Consider the following 21,622-nt stretch of genomic DNA (forward strand, 5'->3'; position numbering starts at 1 on the left):
ACAAATAAGAATATAAGAAAGGCGTCAATTGTTTTCAATTGACGCCTTTTTGTTTTGTTGGCATTCACTAGAACCAAATTATAATAAATTTCAAGAAAGATCTAAAGAGTTTCTGTCTTTCACTGGCTTTGTGAATTTGGTTTAGACGTATTTTCAGGGATACGTCATTCATTTATCCTATTTATTGAATACGGAATTAATTGATTTTTTTTGGCAATGGCATTTTCCAGACATTGTTAATTACGTCTGGCTGTGGTCCATAAATTCTCAATACGAAATTGAAATTCTGGTTTTTAGGAGTTGGCAGCCAATTGCTTTCTTTGTCTTTTCCTGGCGATTCAGGATATAAGTAAATAATCAAATCTCCATTAGCTTCGTATTTAAGACCTTTAGATTTGCCTCCGATAGAATATCTATTTATCGGATTTGGAACCAAAAATCGTTTAGGCAGATTATACATCGTTATGCTCCAAAAATATTTAGCTTCTGGAAGATGGCCTTTAGGAAATTTCAAAATGTATTTGTTATTTCCGGATAACGGCTGATTGTCTTTATCGGTAGCGCTGCCAGTATAAACAGCTTCTTCTTTTGTATTTCCGTAAAGTCCGGTCGCAGCTGCAATTGCACGATTCATGTAATTGTTTTTAAGCGTTGCTCTTGTGCCAAACAGACTGCCGGAATCTGTAACCTCTTTTATTTTAGAATCCAGTTCTAGTTTTGCTTCGGAAATTCCTTTTTCGATAGCTTCCAAAGTTTCTTGCGGATATTTCGAACTGTTGAATGGTACACCTGGCACAATTCCAATTTTTGAAAAGTTCGTTCGAAGCTCTTTTTCGCTGCTGTCTAGACTTGTATATTGTAACAGAGAATTCAAGATATTGATAAACTCTACAGAACTATAATCGACTTCTTTCCAAGAAGGAAGCGTCATGTTGTATTTTTTTACTGGTGGAGCTGCTTGTTTGGTATATTCATGCCAGGATGATACGGTACTTAAAATGAATCGGTAAAACTGTTGATTATATTATTTAATGGATTATTTTGTTTGTCTTTCACGCGCTGAAATTTTTCTTATACTCAACAGAGATAAAAAGGTAAATAAAATGGCTACACAATATGTTAATTAACTATTTGAAGTGATGTATTCTTCGCCCCATTTATACATTTCATCGATGATTCCTTTTAATTGTTGTCCTTTTTTAGTAAGTTCATACTCTACAGTAGGCGGTACAGTTGCATATACAGTACGTGTAAGGATACCATTTGCTTCCATATTTTTAAGTTCTTTTACCAGCATTCGTGTACTGATACCGGGAATCATACGCTCAAGCTCACTAAATCGTTTTTTGCCGTAAGTCAGTAGTCCATATATGATGGACATTGACCATTTTCCACCAATTACATTCCCAATTTCTTGCAAACTGCATCTGTAATTATTTTTTTTTAAAATTTCTTCTTTCATAATGTACTGATTATCTGTTTTACTTCCCTATGTGTATAAACTTCACAAAAGTGTAACTACTTGCAAAAGTAAAGTATTGAATTTAAATTTGCAATTAATTATTTAAATACAATCATTATGACTCAATCATTAAAAGGAAAAATTGCCCTCGTAACCGGTGGAACAAAAGGGATAGGTAAGACAATAGCAGACAAATTACAAAGTTTGGGAGTAAAGGTTATTATAACAGCAAGAAAAGCACCCGAAAATCTTTTAGAAAATCAGTATTTTTTCGCTTCAGATTTATCACAAGTAAGTTCTACAGATCAATTGTCAAAAAAGATTTTGGCAGAATTTGGGACTATTGATATTCTAATAAATAATGCGGGTGCAAATGTCAACACCTTTAAAACATTTGCTGACTTGTCTGAGGAAGATTGGGAAAAAGAGCTCAATTTGAATCTGATGAGTGCTGTACGCATCAACAAAGCTTTTTTACCTGCTATGATAGCTCAGAAAGAGGGTGTAATCATCAATATCTCTACTGGTGCTGCCAAAATGCCGTTGGGTACTATGACTATGAGTTATTCTACAGCAAAAGCAGCTCTGAATGCATACAGTAAAACTTTGTCTAAAGAAGTGGGCATTCATAATGTTAGAGTGAATGTAGTGTCTCCAGGTATGGTCAATACAACACTTATGCAGGAAGCTCTTCAAAGTCTGGCAACTCAAAATAACATTTCGATCGAAGAATCGACCACTGCAGTTATGCAGAAAATCGGTGGTGTTCCCTTAAATCGTTTAGCCGAACCAGAAGAAATTGCAAACCTGGTAGCATTTTTGGCTTCTCCTGATGCTAAATATATTACAGGTGTTAATTACCTGATAGATGGTGGAGCTTTTCCATCAGTCATTTAACTTAAAATTGCTAACTATCAATTGACAAATGTTTTTAAAGTAGTAAGTCAATTTTGATGGAAACGACTAATGTAATTTGCTTTCTTCGTTTTTTGAAACAAAAGACACCCGTTATGCATTATATACTATATTTTATCACTCTGAACGAAGTGAAGGATCTAACCATATTCCAAAAAAAAATAGATACTTCGGCAAGCCTCAGTGTGACAATTGTAGTACTTTTTTCCCCATAATGCACAACGGGTAAACTTCTTGCTGTAATTCTAGTGCAGAAGGTTGATGTTTACCTGGTAAATAAATCGCAGTTCTTCAGTAGATTACTGTACCTATTTGAGGTATTAACGGTAGCATTCTAGGCCCCTGATGAAGCTTATATGGATTTCAGGTCAAAGCATAGTTTCAAATGGTGGTATGGCGTAAATTCGTTTACATTTTAAATACCGCTACGTACTGCCAATGCCTGCCACTTCTAATTAGCAGAACTTCTTAAACCTTAAATCACGCCCGAAAATTAAAACTTAAAATAATGTAGGGAGAATACCATTTGAGAGGGCCTGCCAAGATAATGGCTTTTATGCGCGCAGTCAGTATTCTATAGGTGTTGATGCTCCTTTATTGGTTCTGCTGTGGTTTCCTTCTGGAACGTGACTGGAGGTTGGAAGTAATCAACAAAATATTAGGGACTTTGACCGGACGGCAGGTTTGTTTTCACATGCCTTATATACCAAAACATTCGCTTTGCTTTTGTCAGCTTTGAGTTGCTTAGGTATGAAAGGCGTAAAGAATGAAAAGATTACCTGGTCTAAGATTTATGTGGCTTTGGGCGTTGGCTTCGTGCTGTTCTCTCAATGGGCCATTGCTAAAGCTATCTCCGATAATAGGCACTTTTCTGGATATCCTTACAATCTTATTGGGATATATTGCCTTTCTGATGGCTGGCGTATGGATGAGCCGTTTGCTTTGTACCACTTTAATGGACGATGTTTTCAAGCCAGTTACCGTCAGATCAAATTGGATATCGTGAGTATAATTGATTCTGAAAGCGATCGTATCAGCAATGATCCTGATTTACATTATTTGATAAAAGAACTGTGAAATTTTATGACATTCTAGGCAAATCAAACTTGACATTTTAAACAAAGCGTCTGAAGAAAATCATTTGTATATTTGAATTGATAAATTCAAAAAATGAGAAAATGGCAAAGCAAAACATCAATAAATTTACAGACTTAGTGTGGACGGTTACCGAGGAAGGCATCTATAAAGATGACTTGAGTCTGGATTTCCATTCTTTTGTACTGATCAATTCGGGTGAAATGAAAATCATTCAGGCAAATAAATCGTATGTCTTTGGTGCTGGAAGTATGCTGCTTTTTCCCAGAAATCAAATATCGGCGGTCATCAAACAGCCGAAAGACGGGCGACCATACAAAGCTATTGTTTTTGGATTAACCGTGGAAAGACTTAAAACATTTTACGCCAAAGAAAAACCTAATATGAGCTTTTCTCCGGACCATTCTGTAAGGGTTTTGAGTGAAGAACCTTTATTGAAAAGTTTCTTTTCTTCCATCGTTCCGTATTTTGAACTGGAGCAGAAGCTTCCCGAAAACATTGCCAGACTTAAATTTGAGGAAGCCATTTCCATTCTTCGGTATATCGAACCTGACATAGACGGAATTTTAGCTGATTTTTCCGAGCCTGGAAAGATAAATCTGGTTGATTTTATGGAGAAGCATTACAAATTTAATATGCCTTTGGAAAAATTTGCCTATCTCACAGGTCGCAGTCTTTCAACATTTATCAGGGATTTTAAGAAGGCTTTCAAAATTACACCGCAACGCTGGCTTACCAAAAAGCGATTGGAACTGGCGCATTTTCAACTTTCCAAGAAAGATAAAAAAGCGGGAGATATTTATCTGGAAATCGGTTTCGAAAATCTCTCCCATTTTTCATTTGCCTTTAAAAAACAGTTTGGCTATTCGCCTTCAGAACTGTAATTCCGCTATTTGTTTTTGAATACTTTCTTGTAAAGATTTACTTCGGCTCCGGTCGCCATTCCTTTCATCATCGCAAAAATCTCGTCCGAATAATTGCCGAGCAGATCTATTCTGCTGATTTTCCAATCGACTTTATGGTCAGTCATTACTGGACCAAATGCTTGTGCGTGTTTTATTAATTCATTTTCGTTTGCGTATGATTCCAGGAAAATAATTTCTAAGGTTTCCGGATTGTAGTGGCATTCGTGGATTACTACGCCGTCGCCCTCCTTTGGTATGCTTATTCTCGCAACTGCCATTAATTGTTCTAATTTTTCCCATTCTTCAGACTGTACGGTTGCAGACATCGTAAGTCTTAATATTGATTGTTCAGACATTTTTTTTTTTTTTAGTTATAAATTCTAAAACAAAATTACAATTTAGATAGAATTAATTGTTTGTTTAAAAAGTCAAAAAAACATTGTTTAAAATGTCAGACTTCAAATTTAAAACTAATATTTTGACAGTTTGAGCAAAACAAATTTGACATTCTGAGCAAAACTGAAATTTTGAATCCAATCTACCTTTGACAAATCATTTTAAATACAAAAATAATGAAAGCAATAGTTTTAAAAGAAGTTGGAGGTCCCGAAAATTTAGTTTTAGCAGAAGTTCCAATGCCAAAAATCAAAGAAAACGAAGTTTTGGTTCAGGTAAAAGCAGTCGCAATTAATCCTGTAGATGCATTTGTCCGCAGAAATCAACCCGCCTTGGAAATGATTTACGCAGTGAAAGGTGATGAAGAAAATATCATCTTGGGATGGGATGTTGCAGGAATTGTAACCGAAACAGGAAGCGCAGTGACGAGATTTAAAGTTGGTGATGAAGTCTTTGGAAATTTCAATTTTATTGGTCAGGCAAACGCCTATGCTGAATTTGTAGCTGCACCGCAAGACGAATTGGCTATCAAACCTGCCAATGTAAGTTTTGAGGCGGCGGCGGGTGCAACGATGGCGGCATTGACGGCCTGGGCATCATTGGTGAAATTTGCAAAGGTTAAAAAAGATGACAAAGTCATTATTTACGGAGCTTCGGGAGGTGTTGGCCATTACGCCATACAGATTGCGAAGCATTTTGGAGCATACGTTATCGGTGTTGCTTCTGGTGATAACAGAGATTTTGTTTTAAATCTTGGAGCTGATGAATTCTATGATTACAAAACACAGGTTATCGAAGATCTTATCACTGATGCCGATATTGTTCACGACGCTGTCTGGGTGGAAGCTGAAGTGAAAAGTACTGAAGAAACCCATTTAGCCCGCTCACTAAAGACACTGAAAAATGGCGGAGTTTTATCAAGCATTGTGGTTTATCCTGACCAGGAATTTATTGATTATGCCAAAGCAGACAAAAATGTAACCGTCAAAAGAGTGAACGTAACTCCGAACGACACTTATCTGAAAGACATCGAAACGATTGCCGAGCTTCTTGCTGAAGGAAAAATTTCAACCCATATTTCACACTTATTTCCATTGGCAGAAATGGCGAAGGCGCACGAAATCATTCAGACCAAAAATGCGGTTGGGAAAATAATTCTTACCCCTAATTTTACATGAAATTCAGATAAAAAAGGAATCTCTATTCGTAGAAGTTCCTTTTATTGTTTAAAAACATGTTTCTATGTTTGAATTTATTAACTTTGCAAGATGGAAAAGATTGAAAGGGTTGTTTCGGAGTTTAATAGTGAATTGAAACTTCAAGGTTTTAAAGCATTTCAGATAGAACAGGATAGTGGTGATACAAGAACCTACAGCAGGAAAGAATTCTATAAAATCTGTTTGACGACAGGTAAAAGTAAGATTCATTATTCTGATAGAACTTTCGAACAGGAAGGAACGGTTCTCTTTTTCGGAAATCCGCATATTCCTTATTCTTGGGAAACGATTTCTACTACTTATGTAGGGTATACTATTCTTTTCTCGGAGGAGTTTTTTAAGAATTCCGAACGTTCGGAGAGTCTTCAGCAATCGTCATTCTTTAAAATTGGAGGAACACCTGTTTTGAAAATCACAGAAGAACAAAGGACTTTCCTCAATACCATTTTTCAGAAAATGATTGATGAACAGGAAAGTAAATATATGTTTAAGGATGAGCTTATTCGGAATTACATTAGCCTTATTATACATGAATCGCTCAAAATGGAGCCGGAAGAAAACTTTGATCAAAACAAAAATGCTTCGTCTAGATTGAGTTCGGTTTTTTTGGAATTATTAGAAAGGCAGTTCCCAATTGAAACCACAGATACTCCTCTGAAATTAAAAACGGCACAGCATTATGCTCAATACCTGAACGTTCATGTCAATTATTTGAATCGTGCCGTAAAAGAAACAACAGGGAAATCTACTACGGATCATATTGCAGAACGTATCATCACGGAATCTAAAGCTTTATTACAGCATACAACCTGGAGTATTTCCGAAATTGCATACTCACTTGGATTCGATTATCCCACCTACTTCAATAATTTTTTTAAAAAACAAACCGGTACTAATCCAAAAGTATTTCGTCTATTGGAAGTTTGAATATCTTAGTTTTTGGTTTGAATATCGTTATTAGAAAGATTGTGTAGACTGTAACTTTGTATCTCAAGATTAGGTGGTTTTGAATATGCTCAAAACTCATTAATTAATAACGAGAACAGTAACAGTATGGAAAATAACGAGAAGCAGAATGCCGCCACATTTGGAAGAAGAGAATTTGTGACAAAAACAGCTTTGTTTGGCGCCGCATTAACTTTGGGAGGACTGCCTTCTTTCGCAGGTTCTTTATCAGGTGAATTTTTAAATCCAAATTCTGCAAACCAATTAAGAACAAGAAAACTCGGAAAACTAGAAGTTTCCGAACTTGGCTTCGGTAATATGACTTTAAATGGAGGGCATTATGGTGCCGGAGTGGATAAGGCTCAAGGAATTCGCATGATTCGCGAAGCTTATGAGCAAGGCGTTACATTCTTTGATACCGCAGAAGTTTATGGACCATACCTCAATGAGGAACTAGTTGGTGAAGCTTTGGCACCATTTCGTAACAAAGTAGCTATTGCAACAAAATTCGGTTTTAAAATCGACGGGACAAATGGTTTAAACAGCCGACCGGAACACATCAGAAAAGTAGTAGAACAATCGTTAAAACGTTTAAAGTCTGATAGGATTGACCTCTATTATCAGCACCGTGTTGACCTCACAGTTCCTATTGAAGATGTTGCAGGAACCATCAAAGATTTGATAAAAGAAGGTAAGGTTTTGCATTTTGGCTTATCGGAACCTTCTGCTAAAACAATCCGAAAAGCACACGCCGTTCAGCCAATATCGGCTGTTCAGACAGAATACTCATTTATAGAAAGAGGCGTTGAGAAAAACGGCGTACTTCAGGCTTGTGAGGATTTGGGAATCGGTTTTGTGCCTTGGGGACCTTTAGGACAAGGATTTCTTCCAGGAACATTGGATGTAAACGTACAGACGACCTGGGATCCAGAAAATAACCTACGTTCAACATTCCCTCGTTTTTCTCCTATCGTTATGAAAAACAACCAGCCCATTATTGAACTGCTGAGAACATTTGGTGCTAAAAGAGATGCGACACCAGCTCAGGTTGCTCTTGCCTGGCTATTGGCTCAGAAGCCTTGGATAGTTCCAATTCCAGGTACTACAAATACCAACCACCTGAAGGAAAATATGGGTACGCAAAAAATTCAGCTTGCAGCTTCTGACTTGGCAGAATTGGAATCAGGACTAGCAAAACTTCAGATCTACGGGGGCCGTATGGATGCCAAGCAGATGTTACAGATTGGTTACGATGAATAAACTAAAAAAAATAGCGTACACTGGCTGTTTGGGCGCGGTCAGTATAATCAGCACTGAATTTGGTATTATTGGCGTTTTACCTCAAGTAGCTTCACATTATAATATTGGAATTGATAAAGCGGGACTGTTACTCAGCGCGTTTGCACTGACTATTTTCCTCATTGGACCATTTCTTGTTCTTTTTACGTCTGGTATCAACAGAAAAAAAATGATGCTTTGGGCCATTTTCCTTTTTCTACTATCCAATATTGTTTCGGCTTTTGCTCCTCCATTTTGGCTGTTAGTCTTGCTGAGAATTTTACCTGCAGTGCTGCAGCCTGTATTCTTTTCAGCGGCTGTGGGTACAATCATCCGTACAGCATCCAAACAGGAACAGCATAAACTTATGGGAATTGTAATTGGTGGAATTGCCTTGGCTCAGGTAACCGTTATTCCGCTCAGCACCTATATGTCGAGCATATACGGATGGCAGATTAGTTTTGTTATTCAGGGATTTATTTCAATAATTGCTTTAGCAGGCATTTTGATCTTTATTCCCAATATGCCAATAAAAGAAAAGCTATCGTATGGAAGCCAATTGTTGATCCTAAAAAAGCCGCGTTTTATCATCAGCGTCATTTTTAATGTGTTCCTGATTTCGGCTTGGTTTTCGACCTACAGCTATTTTGCCGACTATCTTGGAAAAGTAAAAATGATGACAGGAGTGCAGGTAAGTTATATGTTGCTGCTTTTTGGGATAACTGGAGTTATTGCCAATTGGTTAGCCGGAAGGTTATTATCTAAAAACATTGTTCTTACAACTGGATTCTTCTTATTAGGAACCATATTGCTACCTGTGATTTTGCAGTTTTCGGGTGAGAATTTCTATTTGCAAATTATCGTCATCGGTTTCTGGGGGCTCATGTACGGCCCGGCTTTCTTAACAGCCATTTCTTATATGATTGATGCCGCACCGGAAGCACCGGAATTCGCTAACAGTCTTCAGTCTTCGTTTGGAAATCTGGGTGTTTCCACAGGAACGATTGTAGGAGGATGGTTTATTGCCAACGTGGGAATTTCTTCTACTCCGTGGGTTGGAGCTGGATTTGGAATATTGGCAGTCTTGACGATGTTTGCGAGAGAAATATTAGATAAACAAGTCAAGCTAAAAACCGCGACGGTATAATTGAATTTAGGTTTCAACTCAATAATGACCGGATGAAAAATTTTAAGAAGATAATCGCAATAAACTTAATGGTCTTAGCGACTTTGAGTTGTACTACTAACGATAAAAATAAAGAAACAATGAAAAATGACAATACAACACCTCTTTTCCCAAAAGGAAATAGATTACCTGAAGATTGGTTTACAGGCGAGGCTTTCTTGTCTCCTTTGGTTGCCAATGATAAAAACAACGAATTCTCTGCTGGAGCAGTAACTTTTGAAATTGGTGCAAGAACCAACTGGCACACACATCCAAAAGGACAGGTTTTGATAGTGACCGAAGGCAGTGGCTTTTATCAGGAAAAAGGAAAAACTGCTCAAGTTATCAATAAAGGCGATGTAGTAAACATACCGGAAAACGTAGAACATTGGCATGGAGCATCTGCAAAAACCACGATGACACACATTGCAATTACTAATTTCAAAAATGATATACAAGTTACTTGGCTAAAACCAGTTACAGACGAAGAATTTAATAAAGTTAATAATGAAGAATAAAATGAAAAAAGTAACATTAATTATAGCTGTAATAACATTGTCGATGGTACAATTATCAGCTCAGAATAAAAAATCAAATTCAAAAAAAATGGAAACAACAGAACAACAAGAACATTATACATTCAAATTGAATGATAAAGTAACAAGAACCGCTGTAACCTTCAAAAACCGTTACGGAATAACACTTTCTGGAGATTTATATCTTCCAAAAAATGTAGGAAACGAGAAATTATCAGCGCTGGCAATCAGTGGTCCTTTTGGCGCGGTAAAAGAACAATCATCTGGATTATATGCGAATCAGATGGCGGAAAGAGGTTTTGCGGTTATCGCCTTTGACCCATCTTATACTGGAGAAAGTGGAGGCGAACCAAGAAATTTAGCATCACCGGAAATTAATACTGAAGATTTCAGCGCTGCGATTGATTTCTTGGGATTACAGAAAAATGTTGACAGAAATAAAATCGGAATCATCGGAATCTGTGGTTTCGGAGGTTTTGCCTTGAATGCAACCGCTGTTGATAAACGTATAAAAGCTGTTGCAACAACCAGCTTGTATGATATGACCAGAGTAATGTCTAAAGGTTATAACGACACTGTAACGCCTGAGCAAAGAACAAAAACATTAGAAGATTTGAGCCAACAGCGTTGGAAAGATTTTGAAGCTGGAGAACCTGCGAAAGGACCAAGAAACTTGCCGGAAAAACTGACAGGAAGCGAACCTCAGTTTGTAAAAGAATATTTCGATTATTACAGAACGCCAAGAGGTTTCCACGAACGTTCTTTGAACTCAAACGGTGCGTGGTTGGTGACTAATCCAATATCTTTTATGAATATGCCTATCTTAAGTTATGTAAAAGAAATTTCGCCAAGACCTATGCTGTTGATTGCAGGTGAAAACGCCCACTCTAGATATTTTTCTGAAGATATTTTTAAAGTGGCAAATGAACCGAAAGAATTAATAATTATTCCAAATGGAGTTCACGTTGATTTATATGATAAAGTAGATATGATTCCTTTTGATAAACTAGATAATTTCTTCAAGACTAATCTGCAATAATGGAGAATCAGATATTTTTGAGGCTTAACAATGACATAAAAATGCCGGCATTTGGGCTTGGTGTTTATAGGTCGGATGGAAATGATGCATCAAAGTCGGTAGAAATTGCTTTAAGAAATGGATATCGATTGATCGACACGGCTTCAATTTATGGAAATGAAGAAGAGGTTGCAAAAGGAATTCTGGCAAGTGGGGTTTCGCGTGAGGATTTATTTATCACAACCAAACTTTGGATTTCGGATTATGGTTATGAGTCGGCGTTGAAAGCTTTTGAAGAAAGCCTGCAGAAACTTCAAACCGATTATATCGACCTATATCTCCTGCACTGGCCTGTTCCTTCGAATTTTGAAAAAACATTAGAATCGTGGAAAGCTCTTGAGGAATTACTTAAACAAAAGAAAGTTAGGGCAATTGGCGTATGTAATTTTACCGAAAAGCAACTTGACAGGTTAATTGAAAGTTCATCTATCGTTCCCGCTGTGAATCAGGTAGAATTGCATCCGTATTTTACCCAGAAAGATTTGCAGCAAGCAAATAAAAAGCTTGGAATCATTACCCAGGCCTGGTCGCCAATCGGAGGCGCATTGATCTATCATCCTGAGGAAAGGCCATTTCCGCATTTACTAGAACATCCAATAATTGTCGAATTGGCAAACCTGCATCATAAAACACCGGCTCAGATTGTCATTAGATGGCATCTGCAAAATGGCGGGTCGGTCATTCCGAAATCGGTGAGAGAGAATCGTATCATAGAAAATAATATGGTTTTTGATTTTTCTCTGTCTGATGAACAAATGAAATCGATTGACCATTTAAATCTGGAATTACGAATCGGTCCGCATCCGGATAATTACGGGGCAGAATTTTTAAGCTAATATCAATGTTAGTCAACTGAGAAAATAGTAGAATATGTCAAGGATTTTCATCACAGGCTCTGCCGATGGTTTGGGAGAGTTAACTGCAAAATCCCTAATCGCTAAAGGGCACGAGGTGGTTTTGCATGCCCGGAATAAACAGCGTGCAGAAGAGGCGCTAGCAAAAGTCAGTGGAGCTAAGGGAATTTGCATTGCAGATTTAACAAGCATTTCCGAAACTATAGATTTGGCTCGACAGCTGAATGATATCGGAGAATTTGATGCAATAATTCATAATGCAGGAGTGCTCCACGCTTCATCGGAAGAAATTTTTGCTGTCAATGTCGTTGCTCCCTATATCCTGACCTGCTTAATTGATAAACCTGAACGGATAATCTATTTAAGTTCTTCTATGCACAGAAACGGGGCTTCTAAATTGGAATCCCTAAAAAATAACGTGCAGACCTTGAATTATTCGGACTCTAAATTATTGGTCTTGATGCTCTCAATGGCGACTTCAAGAAGATGGAAAGATGTTTATGTCAATTCGGTCGACCCGGGATGGGTTCCAACTAAGATGGGCGGACCCGGTGCTACTGATAATTTGACAGAAGGATTTGAAACGCAGGTACTGCTTGCTGTTAGCAATGAGGAAAAATTTAGAGTAACCGGAAAGTACTTTTATCATCAGGAAGAAGAAGACTATAATCCAAGAGTTGATGATATTGTTTTGCAGGAAAATCTTCTAAGTATCTGTGGAAAAATTACGGATGTCATATTTCCAACAAAATAATGGTAAAAAATCAAATTTATGAAGCAAAAAATTGTAATACCCAAAATTCGCATTAAGGAGGGCATAGTAAGTGAATATTTATCGCTTGTCATGCCTTACGAAAAAATTTAGCGCCAGGTGATGGGAATTTTAACTTACTCCATTTTTCAAAGTTTAGATGCGTCTAATGAATTTATGGCATATGAAATTTTTGCCGATCAGGAAGCATTTGATCTGCATTGTGAGACTGAGCATTTTAAAAATTTCCTCAAAGAAACTGAGCACATGTACGAGGAGGAAATACTAACATATTACGTTTAGTCTTCATCCTTCAAAATGAACTAGTAATCAATATACTTTAATAATAATAAATAAAAGCAAATAAAATGGATACAACAATAGCAAAAGCCTACGGAACAGACGCGGCAATAAACCCATTGCAACAAACACAAATTAATCGCAGAGTACCTACACCGCACGATATCGAAATTGATATTCTATTCTGCGGAGTATGCCACTCTGATTTGCACGTTGCCAGAAATGAATGGAATTTTACTGTTTATCCTTGTGTGCCGGGTCACGAAATAGTAGGAAAAATTATAAAAGTTGGTGATCATGTTACCAAATTTAAAGTTGGCGATACCGTAGGTGTAGGTTGTATGGTGGATTCTTGCAGAGAATGTGAATATTGCAAAGAAGGTGTTGAGCAATTTTGCGAAGAAGGCAATATACAGACCTACAATTCTCCGGATAAACATTTGGGCGACCATACTTTTGGCGGATATTCTGAGAAAATCGTTGTTAACGAAAATTATGTGCTAAGAATTCCTGAAAACCTAGATCTTGCCTCGACTGCACCATTACTGTGTGCGGGTATCACAACATATTCGCCTCTACGCCACTGGAATGTCGGACCTGGCAAAAAAGTTGGTATAGTAGGAATTGGCGGACTTGGCCATATGGGTATAAAGATTGCAAAAGCGATGGGTGCACACGTTGTAGCATTCACTACATCAAAATCTAAATTTGAGGAAGCGATAAGATTAGGAGCTGATGAAGCAGTTCTATCTACAGATCAGGAGCAGATGGACAAGTACACCGGCAAACTACATTTTGTCCTTGATGCCGTTTCTGCTCAGCACGATATCAACGCCTACCTCAATCTTCTTAGGGTTGACGGATCACTTGCTTTAGTTGGTGCTCCCGAACACCCGCTTCCTGTAGCGGCATTTAGCCTGATAATGGGACGTAAAAACTTTGCTGGCTCAATGATTGGTGGTATAGCAGAAACTCAGGAAATGCTTGACTTCTGCGGACAGCACAATATAACAGCCGATATCGAAATGATTGATATACAAGAAATCAACGAAGCTTACGAAAAGCTTCAGAGAGGCGAAGTGAAATATCGATTTGTAATAGATATGGCATCACTAAAAAAGTAAGACTTTGGAATTGGAGGAGCAAATATTGTCCTCCAATTTTTAACTTTTTTAGAGAAAGCTGGTATTTGATATCTCAGATATTGCCTTAGACACGGTAAATGTTCCAGCTGAAGTGACTACGGTAGACAACGGTCAGCAGCTGGCTGATACTTTAAAAGATGCCTAGAGAAACCCCAATGTTGTTTTTAAAGGCGAGCTTAATTGCCAGAGGTTATACACAGATCATACATGTAGAGCGCCTTGATGAGCAGTTTCATCTGAGTACCTTTGAGACAGAAAAGGATAGGGGAAACGAGGCAGGGAGTTTATCGAGGCGTTTATTGCATCGGAGGGACTTTCTGGGATAATACCTACATGCTGAATGTCTGGTCGGATGTAATCCTGCATTGTTTTAATATTATTTTTAGGTTTAATGTTGTTTTTAGGAGCTGTTCCCGCTATCCGTTCCAATCTTTTGCGCCGAACCCCGGCACAAAAGGATTTCTAGTTCTATAGTGTCTATAAAATTAAGCAGACAGTTGATGTATTAATCAATTTTTACCTACAGTTTAACAACAGCATCTAATATCAAAAAATTACGATAAACCAAAAGAGAAAAAAATCTTATATCCTTAACGAGATTTCGAACCATCGTCCAGCTTCGATTAAGTCCGTAATAACGCCACTTCAAGACTGTTTATTTCAAACAGACTATGAATTTCTTGTGAAAAAATCGAACCACAAATATTAGGCTGCGAAGGCCTTAAAAATCTATATGTTTGCGCATAAAAAAGAGACAACTATTTGCTAGTTGTCTCCTTAAGTGAGGGACAGGACAAATTTCAACATCTTTTTTGGATGATTTGAAGCTTTTGGCTTACCATATGTAATGTCTGTCTTTCATTGGCTTTGTAAATTTGGTTTGGATGTCCTGTTGGGGATTGAGGTAAAAAGTTATATTCCTTATTGATTTCAACCAATGCACATTTTTGAGTTTGGTAAAAAAAGAAAAAATCCAAAATGATTAGTAGTCTAAATAAAAAATGGCGCCAATTGTCTTTAATTGGCGCCATTTGGCTTTGTAGTGACAGGAACAGGACAAATTACAACATCATTTTTGGATGATTTGAAGAAATTGGCTTTCTATATGTAGTGTCTGTCTTCCATTGGCTTTGTAAATTTGGTTTAGATGTCCTGTTGGGGATTGATATGAAAAATTATAAAAACTCAATTTATTTATGGCAGTAAACTAATATACAATTCTACAAATATTATTGAGGATTTGAATAGATTGTTATGCTGAATGTAGAGTTGTCTTTCTTTGGCTCTGTGAATTTCTGTTTGAGGTTTAATAGATTTGCTAACGAAAAATTAGGATAAAGTTAAGGGCGTATTTTTGCCCCCTCATTTTTTAAATCTCATGTTTAAAGTGAAAGGAAATATTTATAATTCGTCTTTTCCTTTTTACGAGAGAAAAGATGTTAAGTATAGTTCTAAAATAGATGTATTCATAGTCTTAATTACTTGTAAAATTAAAGAAAGAAGTAAATCTTTTACGTTAAGTCAAAAGGTGAGCGAAAATTATATAGAAACAGGTATAAATACTTGGTGATTGATTTTTGTGAATTGATATATTTGGGAGGTTATGGTTTTCCATAAAAAAGATTAATACAAAAGATAGATATTTGAATTATCTTATATATGATAATGAAAGCAACAGCTGTCAATAGAATTAAAAACAGGTAATTATACTTGATTCATTTATTAAAGAACTATTTTTCAAACCTAATACTGATAGGGGTATGGAAAACCGTAAAAGAAAATGAAAGTGGTTATTTAAATTTGGTATTAAAAGCTTACTAATAACATAAAGCCATCTGAAAATGTACTGTAGTCAGATACTATAAAGAAGCAATAGCGAGTTACGCACAATTACAAAAAAAAAATGCAAAAACCACAAAATATTATCGCCCAAATAAGTAAAAATCTGAAGAACAAAAAATGGAAATGTATAATTGATGGTTGTGATGAAATTGCCATAAATTCTCATTTAATTCAACAAAACGGTCTGTTAAGTAATATCACATACAATGGCCACCTTGTAGAACTAAAAATGGTAGATGCTAATAAATGGGATGATAATAATTTACCTTTTGAATTTGGAACTGTTGGCATAAGACAAGCTTTATCTCATAACGTTTTTTGTAATAATCACGATACCGAAATTTTCAAACCAATTGAAAAAGATGATGAAAATTTTGATTCATACGAAGCATTTTTATTATTTAGCTATCGAGCAGTTTGTGCTGAAATTCGCAAGAAAGAAGTTAATATCGAACAATTTACCAGGATGCTTAACGCAAACTCACTTGTAGGTAAAATTAACTCAGAAAATCTTAATTTAAATATTGAAGGCAATAAATTAGGAGTTATTGATTTGAATGTACTTAAAGAACAATTAGAAAAAGAAATTAAAAATAAGACTGACAAATATAAATACTTTGTCTACAAATATCCGAAACTTGAGATATATGCTTCAGCTGTTTTTAGTGCTAATGATTTAGATTTTTTTTCACACATATCTGAACCTGATTTAGAAAATATTTATATTCACTTTTTACCTTTAGAGGAAGAATTTCTTATTCTAGTTGGTTACAATTCTGAACAGGCTTCAAAAAAAACAATTAATTACTGTAATTCTTGGGAGAATTTATCGTTGGAAAATTTACAAAAAAAACTAACAACTTTATTTGTTACTAATGTAGAGAATTGGGGACTATCTACTGAATTATATAAAACAATTTCAGACAAAAACAAGACAAAATACATTAAGATATTGACAGAAAACCAAAATCTTTACGGTGTTTCAAAAGATATGAATTTCAATTTGTTCGAACAGTAACTGGGCTTAAAAGCCGTTTTGCGAGATTGGATTTTTAGGATGAATTTTAAAATAGTCTTGTACTTGGAAAATTTGTGTTTAACCGAAGCATCTTTATTTTCTAACCTCTCCAAGCGGCAGAATGTTGGTGATCATTGTAAGATTACACTCAAACATGACAAAAAATATTAGACAATGGGAGAACTTGACACAAGAATGTATTTAAAAACCATCATTGACTACAATGAAGTTTATGGTGAAGCAAAGGAGGTTTCCTTTGCTGATACTTTGATTAAAGACATTCCATCTGTAACCCTATTGAATTATATTTCGGGACTGAACATAAAATTGTATCTGAATGAAGTAAGCACAGAAGCATACAACATTCAAATACAGTTATTAAATGATTTTATTTTAAAAGCGGGAGAGCCAACAATAGAAATTTTCAAAAAAGTGTTTCAAAAACACCTTGACCAACAACAGTGGCCAATTGTTTTTTGGCAATATTCAAACTTATTATTTTATGAATTAATTTTCAGAAATTACAATACAAATCCAATTAGAGATCTTACAAGTGACGAAGCAAAAAGAGTTCTTGATGCTTATTTAATATTGAATAGTATTACTAGCGAAAGATTTAAAATCACAACGGAAGAAATTGAAGAAGCAGCGGCAAAAGAGGAAACAGAGAGTATATTACTTCCAAACTTTATTTATCAAAAAGATTACACTTCAACAACTGACTTTTCAAATCAAATTACAAGGAGTTTAAAACTATTTGAATATCTTGAATTTTCAGATAAATTCAAAGAATTTGTCCAAGATTATTACAAATATTTAAGTATAAAAGATTATAAAGATTTAATATACAATATACTTATTATTTTCTCTCAAGTTGGAATAGGCAGACATATAACCGAACGGAAACAAATTATTCCATTAGATAATTTGCTGCCGCTAATAAATCTTGACTATGTGAATAGTATGTCAATTAGCAATACAATCTTAACTTATAGTTCTGACAATAGTTTTAGAACATTACGTAAAAAAATGTTATATCATTATGATAAATACACTTACTTTCTACTTGACATTAATTTTCTCATTGACCAATTATATAAAGCACAAATTTTTTCATTCAAAGAATTTATAGAAAACAACGGTTATGAGGGTAACTTTCTTTCTGTAAAAGCTAAAGAGTTTATGGAAGACATTTATTTTCGACTTATTATGGAAAAATGCTTTCCAAACTATATCAGAAAATCAGGAGATGACGCAAAGAAAAGTGACGGGAATGAAATTTGTGATTATTATTTACGTAAACGAAACAATATTATTCTAATAGAATTTAAAGATATTCTACTTAGTTCAGACTTAAAAGAAAAATCAGACAAAGAATTATTATACTCTGAAATTGATAAGAAATTTTTTGAAAATCAGAAGAAAGATCCGAAGGGAATACAACAACTTTTCAATGCTGTAAAATATATTGAAAATAACGCACTTTCTTTTGACGAAATAACAGAAGAAGAAAAACTAAACATTTATCCTATAGTAGTTTATACAGACTTATCCTTTGGATACGAAGGGATAAACAAAATTTTAAAAAAGAAATTTAGGAAATTGTTAAATACTGAAACTTTTACAAAAACAACTATAAAAGATGTAACATTTATTAATCTAAGCTACTTTGAAATTCACGAAGATTATTTAAAGCAAGATTTCATCGAACTTTTTAAATTCATTGAAGAATATCATCAACACACCGAAAAACAAGAATATAGAACGACACCATTTGAGGTTTTTAGTAGATTTTATTTGAAAGATAATGTAAAAGCAGAATTAGGTAATCCTTCATTTATGTTAGAAGTTTTAAAACAAATAATTCCACCAGAGTTTAACGATGGAATTGTTAACTAAATAAAAACAAAAACGATGAGCCAATCGACCACAATTTATAGCATTTCAGAAAAAAATATTAATATTTTCAGGTTAAAATAAACAAAAAAAAAGAATTGGAAAATTTATATAACATAGAAACTTACTTAAAAGTATTCGTTGGAATAATTGGAGTAATTGCTGCATTTGGAAAATTAAGAGAAAGTTTTGCTACCATAAAAAGAAAACAAGAACTAAAACTTGATTTGGAGATTTTGGAAAAATTAAAATCAAATGACAATTTTGAAAGTTCCGAAATTGAAAAGAAAATTAATTATAAACTAAAAAAAGCATTTGATGACCGGTCAGAAAACTTGACTAACTTTTTTGTTGGAATTGCTGTATTTGTAGGTTTCGGATTTTGGACTGTTGACATATTTAGAAGTTCTATAGAATTTAACGGTTGGATAATTTTGACTTTGTTCTGCTGTTTAACTGGGATGACTATGATTTTTAGCAATGACAATAAAAAAGAAGAGAATGGGGTTTTCTATCAAATAGGTTTTTGTAACAAGGAGAATTTTAGAATAGGAATAATAATTACGCTATTGACTGGAATTCTAACAGTTATTTTAATTTGGAAACTAGATGGATTTTCTTTTTGGCAATTCCTATCAGGATTGTTTTGTGTAATTGGAATTGGTAGTCTGATAAAAAATATAAAACGAATAGAAAATTATGAATAACAGCCGCTTGAGTACCAGAACTTTTTCAAACATTTTTACAAAATAATCAATATCAAATGAAAAAAGAACTTATTGGTAATGGCGCTCATTGGACAGTTTATAGAATTACGACTGTCGAAAATGACTTTTCTAGATCTATAGTTTTTAAAGAGCCTAAATATCAAAATCCAGATAAAAACATTGCGAATTATAACTTAATATTATCAGGTAACTTACCTACGCTGTCTAGGTTTTCAAAAAAAAATATTAACGGAGTTGAAGGCATAGAAGCAGAAGACTTAAATCCGCTAAATTGCGATGGTTATTACGTTAGTCCTAATACAGTAAGGACCTCTGAAAATTTAGCCAGTTTACTATTAAAATATATCGAGAATAGTCAACAAATTATACCAGAAGAGTATAAAGAAGTTATCTTAGACTATAGGAAAAACCCTGAAAAAATAGGTAATGATAGAGATAAATTGCTTGAGATAAAAATTTTAAAAGGCGCTGAAAAATATGTTTATGAAAATAAAATTAGTGCAATTTCAAATTTTAAAAGTTTTTTAATTAAGTCAAAATCTGACATGAAAATAGCATCTGATAATGGAATAGAATTATTTACTGATGCATTCTTTTTTAGAGTTTCAGAGACAACTGAAGAAATCGACTATAAGATTGCTGATTTTGATTGCATTATCTCACACAAAAAAAATAATATTTCTCCAATAAATTTGCTAAAAGGAAATATTAATTATTTTGAAACAGCGCTGATTGAATTTATTGAATTCTTCATCGAAAAAGCTCATAAGGCGACATACATAAGTGAATTAAAAAAAGTATTGTAAAAGCCCTTTCAAGTAATTGCGAGTTTTGTAGTAAGTTCATATTTACTTTTCGCAATAATTTTTTATCTCTAAAAAAAAATAATCAATTTCGTACTTCGCAACGGATTGAAAAGACAAAATGTTAGCGGTCAGGATGTGATGATGACCTGCTGTTAAAAGAACATCAAACTGAAAAGAAAATTTAAAGACTGATTATGGTTGAATTAAAAGACTTTAAACTAGAATGTGAATGTATTTACAAAAATGAGCGCTATTCTGTTCGTGATAACGGAGCAGTATTACGTTATCCACTTGAAGGAAAACGGCCAAGACCAACAGACAACAACTGGACTTTTGGTAAACTAAATACCAAGACAGGCTATTTTGAAATTGCTTCTGAACGAATTCACCGGATAGTTGCGACGGCATTTCACAGCGAACCAGCAACAAAAGAACATGTTGTTGACCACATTGACACAAACAAACAAAACAATAGACCCGAGAATCTACGCTGGGTAACAAGATTAGAAAACATTTTACTTAATCCAATTACAGCAAGACGTATTGAACTAATCTGCGGAAGCGTTGAAGCATTTCTTGCCAACCCTTCAAAATTTCGGGACAAATTTGCAGATCCAAATTATGATTGGATGTGTGCAGTTTCATCAGAAGAGGCGCAAATAAGCTTAGAACGAATGTTATCTTGGGCAAATAGTAGCAAACCATTAAGAGGAGGTTCATTAGGAGAGTGGATATTTAATCGAGTGATGGCTGAAACTCCACCTTCCGTACAACCCAATTACATGATGTCGAAAACTCCTAATGCAGCACAACGTATTATTTTTCTTAATGATAAGCCAAACGAATTTCCGAGTACACCACAAGTGTTTGATGGTGATCCATTGACAGCATATTTTGATAGTTTGATTGCTGGAGCGCCATTCTTTAGAAACCATAATGGAGAATATATAGTCGTAAAAAGAGGATTTTCAAAAGATAAGCAGATTCTTTATGTAATGACAAGGGCTGCTTATGAATGGTTAGAAAATAAGGACGGAGAACATATCCCTGTACCCATAGCTGAACTTCCTGAAAAAGATTCTACTGAGGATTTGCCTCATGCACTTACTGAAGTAACTTATCAGGATGGTTTATTTGTGCATGCAAAGATGGACGTAGGCTTTCATCCTATAGAAGAGTTGGAGGAAATATACATTAGATATACTCAAGAGCTATAATGGCTAGATTGCACATATGGTTTCATGATTTAAGGCAAAATGCCGTACCGTTAACAGCTACATCGAATTTGGC

General features: G+C 35.0%; 20 protein-coding genes and 1 pseudogene. 18 read left to right on the top strand and 3 right to left on the bottom strand.

Annotation, left to right across the window (positions count from 1 at the left end; all coding sequences use genetic code 11):
* Positions 1-196: 196 nt before the first annotated feature.
* On the bottom strand, positions 197-931 hold the full coding sequence (locus QLQ96_RS16155; RefSeq protein WP_482491749.1) for a DUF1214 domain-containing protein: 735 nt from the start codon (positions 929-931) through the stop codon (positions 197-199).
* A gap of 192 nt (positions 932-1,123) precedes the next feature.
* On the bottom strand, positions 1,124-1,462 hold the full coding sequence (locus tag QLQ96_RS16160; RefSeq protein ID WP_482491750.1) for a winged helix-turn-helix transcriptional regulator: 339 nt from the start codon (positions 1,460-1,462) through the stop codon (positions 1,124-1,126).
* Positions 1,463-1,579: 117 nt separating this feature from the next.
* On the opposite strand from QLQ96_RS16160, the gene QLQ96_RS16165 reads away from it, so the two are divergent.
* The 3 genes and pseudogenes from QLQ96_RS16165 to QLQ96_RS16175 all read left to right on the top strand — a co-directional run bounded on the left by QLQ96_RS16165 (position 1,580) and on the right by QLQ96_RS16175 (position 4,356).
* Positions 1,580-2,359: an SDR family oxidoreductase gene (locus QLQ96_RS16165; protein WP_482491751.1), complete on the top strand. Its 780-nt coding sequence runs from the start codon at positions 1,580-1,582 to the stop codon at positions 2,357-2,359.
* A 565-nt stretch (positions 2,360-2,924) separates the two neighbouring features.
* Positions 2,925-3,347, top strand: a pseudogene (locus QLQ96_RS16170) (YWFCY domain-containing protein); the annotation flags it as partial.
* A gap of 208 nt (positions 3,348-3,555) precedes the next feature.
* Positions 3,556-4,356, top strand: a complete 801-nt coding sequence (locus QLQ96_RS16175) for a helix-turn-helix domain-containing protein (protein WP_482491752.1) — start codon at positions 3,556-3,558, stop codon at positions 4,354-4,356.
* A 5-nt stretch (positions 4,357-4,361) separates the two neighbouring features.
* Here the strand turns inward: QLQ96_RS16175 and QLQ96_RS16180 are convergent, their stop codons facing one another.
* Complete coding sequence (locus QLQ96_RS16180) at positions 4,362-4,733, bottom strand: hypothetical protein (protein ID WP_482491753.1); 372 nt, start codon at positions 4,731-4,733, stop codon at positions 4,362-4,364.
* Between the two features lie 216 nt (positions 4,734-4,949).
* On the opposite strand from QLQ96_RS16180, the gene QLQ96_RS16185 reads away from it, so the two are divergent.
* The 15 genes from QLQ96_RS16185 to QLQ96_RS16255 all read left to right on the top strand — a co-directional run bounded on the left by QLQ96_RS16185 (position 4,950) and on the right by QLQ96_RS16255 (position 21,549).
* Positions 4,950-5,951: an NADP-dependent oxidoreductase gene (locus QLQ96_RS16185; protein WP_482491755.1), complete on the top strand. Its 1,002-nt coding sequence runs from the start codon at positions 4,950-4,952 to the stop codon at positions 5,949-5,951.
* Between the two features lie 90 nt (positions 5,952-6,041).
* The gene (locus QLQ96_RS16190) at positions 6,042-6,917 is read left to right on the top strand and encodes a helix-turn-helix domain-containing protein (protein ID WP_482491757.1); all 876 of its coding nucleotides are present in this window, start codon (positions 6,042-6,044) and stop codon (positions 6,915-6,917) included.
* A 126-nt stretch (positions 6,918-7,043) separates the two neighbouring features.
* Positions 7,044-8,195, top strand: a complete 1,152-nt coding sequence (locus QLQ96_RS16195; RefSeq protein ID WP_482491758.1) for an aldo/keto reductase — start codon at positions 7,044-7,046, stop codon at positions 8,193-8,195.
* Positions 8,188-9,360, top strand: a complete 1,173-nt coding sequence (locus QLQ96_RS16200) for an MFS transporter (protein WP_482491759.1) — start codon at positions 8,188-8,190, stop codon at positions 9,358-9,360. The genes QLQ96_RS16195 and QLQ96_RS16200 overlap by 8 nt, the downstream gene beginning before the upstream one ends.
* Positions 9,361-9,479: 119 nt before the next feature.
* Positions 9,480-9,896, top strand: a complete 417-nt coding sequence (locus QLQ96_RS16205) for a (R)-mandelonitrile lyase (protein ID WP_482491760.1) — start codon at positions 9,480-9,482, stop codon at positions 9,894-9,896.
* Between the two features lies 1 nt (position 9,897).
* Complete coding sequence (locus QLQ96_RS16210) at positions 9,898-10,953, top strand: alpha/beta hydrolase (RefSeq protein ID WP_482491761.1); 1,056 nt, start codon at positions 9,898-9,900, stop codon at positions 10,951-10,953.
* A gap of 41 nt (positions 10,954-10,994) precedes the next feature.
* On the top strand, positions 10,995-11,828 hold the full coding sequence (locus QLQ96_RS16215) for an aldo/keto reductase (protein ID WP_482491763.1): 834 nt from the start codon (positions 10,995-10,997) through the stop codon (positions 11,826-11,828).
* 34 nt (positions 11,829-11,862) lie between these two features.
* Positions 11,863-12,600: an SDR family NAD(P)-dependent oxidoreductase gene (locus QLQ96_RS16220; RefSeq protein ID WP_482491764.1), complete on the top strand. Its 738-nt coding sequence runs from the start codon at positions 11,863-11,865 to the stop codon at positions 12,598-12,600.
* Positions 12,601-12,720: 120 nt separating this feature from the next.
* A complete protein-coding gene (locus QLQ96_RS16225; RefSeq protein WP_482491765.1) occupies positions 12,721-12,900 on the top strand; it encodes a putative quinol monooxygenase in 180 nt (59 codons plus the stop codon).
* Between the two features lie 65 nt (positions 12,901-12,965).
* Positions 12,966-14,021 carry an NAD(P)-dependent alcohol dehydrogenase gene (locus QLQ96_RS16230; RefSeq protein ID WP_482491766.1) on the top strand — a complete coding sequence of 352 codons (1,056 nt, stop codon included), beginning with the start codon at positions 12,966-12,968 and terminating at the stop codon, positions 14,019-14,021.
* A gap of 1,924 nt (positions 14,022-15,945) precedes the next feature.
* On the top strand, positions 15,946-16,902 hold the full coding sequence (locus tag QLQ96_RS16235; protein WP_482491767.1) for a hypothetical protein: 957 nt from the start codon (positions 15,946-15,948) through the stop codon (positions 16,900-16,902).
* Positions 16,903-17,076: 174 nt separating this feature from the next.
* Complete coding sequence (locus QLQ96_RS16240) at positions 17,077-18,801, top strand: hypothetical protein (RefSeq protein ID WP_482491768.1); 1,725 nt, start codon at positions 17,077-17,079, stop codon at positions 18,799-18,801.
* A 95-nt stretch (positions 18,802-18,896) separates the two neighbouring features.
* Positions 18,897-19,505, top strand: coding sequence for a hypothetical protein (locus tag QLQ96_RS16245; protein ID WP_482491770.1), 609 nt, complete (start codon positions 18,897-18,899; stop codon positions 19,503-19,505).
* 56 nt (positions 19,506-19,561) lie between these two features.
* On the top strand, positions 19,562-20,332 hold the full coding sequence (locus tag QLQ96_RS16250; RefSeq protein ID WP_482491771.1) for a hypothetical protein: 771 nt from the start codon (positions 19,562-19,564) through the stop codon (positions 20,330-20,332).
* Between the two features lie 194 nt (positions 20,333-20,526).
* Positions 20,527-21,549: an HNH endonuclease signature motif containing protein gene (locus QLQ96_RS16255; protein ID WP_482491773.1), complete on the top strand. Its 1,023-nt coding sequence runs from the start codon at positions 20,527-20,529 to the stop codon at positions 21,547-21,549.
* The last annotated feature ends 73 nt before the right edge of the window (positions 21,550-21,622 follow it).

The organism is Flavobacterium sp. B167r (genome assembly GCF_056824315.1).

Coding starts and splice junctions, on each gene's coding strand:
- QLQ96_RS16155 (WP_482491749.1), bottom strand. CDS start 931: ATGACGCTTCCTTCTTGGAAAGAAGTCGATTATAGTTCTGTAGAGTTT.
- QLQ96_RS16160 (WP_482491750.1), bottom strand. CDS start 1,462: ATGAAAGAAGAAATTTTAAAAAAAAATAATTACAGATGCAGTTTGCAA.
- QLQ96_RS16165 (WP_482491751.1), top strand. CDS start 1,580: ATGACTCAATCATTAAAAGGAAAAATTGCCCTCGTAACCGGTGGAACA.
- QLQ96_RS16175 (WP_482491752.1), top strand. CDS start 3,556: ATGGCAAAGCAAAACATCAATAAATTTACAGACTTAGTGTGGACGGTT.
- QLQ96_RS16180 (WP_482491753.1), bottom strand. CDS start 4,733: ATGTCTGAACAATCAATATTAAGACTTACGATGTCTGCAACCGTACAG.
- QLQ96_RS16185 (WP_482491755.1), top strand. CDS start 4,950: ATGAAAGCAATAGTTTTAAAAGAAGTTGGAGGTCCCGAAAATTTAGTT.
- QLQ96_RS16190 (WP_482491757.1), top strand. CDS start 6,042: ATGGAAAAGATTGAAAGGGTTGTTTCGGAGTTTAATAGTGAATTGAAA.
- QLQ96_RS16195 (WP_482491758.1), top strand. CDS start 7,044: ATGGAAAATAACGAGAAGCAGAATGCCGCCACATTTGGAAGAAGAGAA.
- QLQ96_RS16200 (WP_482491759.1), top strand. CDS start 8,188: ATGAATAAACTAAAAAAAATAGCGTACACTGGCTGTTTGGGCGCGGTC.
- QLQ96_RS16205 (WP_482491760.1), top strand. CDS start 9,480: ATGAAAAATGACAATACAACACCTCTTTTCCCAAAAGGAAATAGATTA.
- QLQ96_RS16210 (WP_482491761.1), top strand. CDS start 9,898: ATGAAAAAAGTAACATTAATTATAGCTGTAATAACATTGTCGATGGTA.
- QLQ96_RS16215 (WP_482491763.1), top strand. CDS start 10,995: ATGCCGGCATTTGGGCTTGGTGTTTATAGGTCGGATGGAAATGATGCA.
- QLQ96_RS16220 (WP_482491764.1), top strand. CDS start 11,863: ATGTCAAGGATTTTCATCACAGGCTCTGCCGATGGTTTGGGAGAGTTA.
- QLQ96_RS16225 (WP_482491765.1), top strand. CDS start 12,721: ATGGGAATTTTAACTTACTCCATTTTTCAAAGTTTAGATGCGTCTAAT.
- QLQ96_RS16230 (WP_482491766.1), top strand. CDS start 12,966: ATGGATACAACAATAGCAAAAGCCTACGGAACAGACGCGGCAATAAAC.
- QLQ96_RS16235 (WP_482491767.1), top strand. CDS start 15,946: ATGCAAAAACCACAAAATATTATCGCCCAAATAAGTAAAAATCTGAAG.
- QLQ96_RS16240 (WP_482491768.1), top strand. CDS start 17,077: ATGGGAGAACTTGACACAAGAATGTATTTAAAAACCATCATTGACTAC.
- QLQ96_RS16250 (WP_482491771.1), top strand. CDS start 19,562: ATGAAAAAAGAACTTATTGGTAATGGCGCTCATTGGACAGTTTATAGA.
- QLQ96_RS16255 (WP_482491773.1), top strand. CDS start 20,527: ATGGTTGAATTAAAAGACTTTAAACTAGAATGTGAATGTATTTACAAA.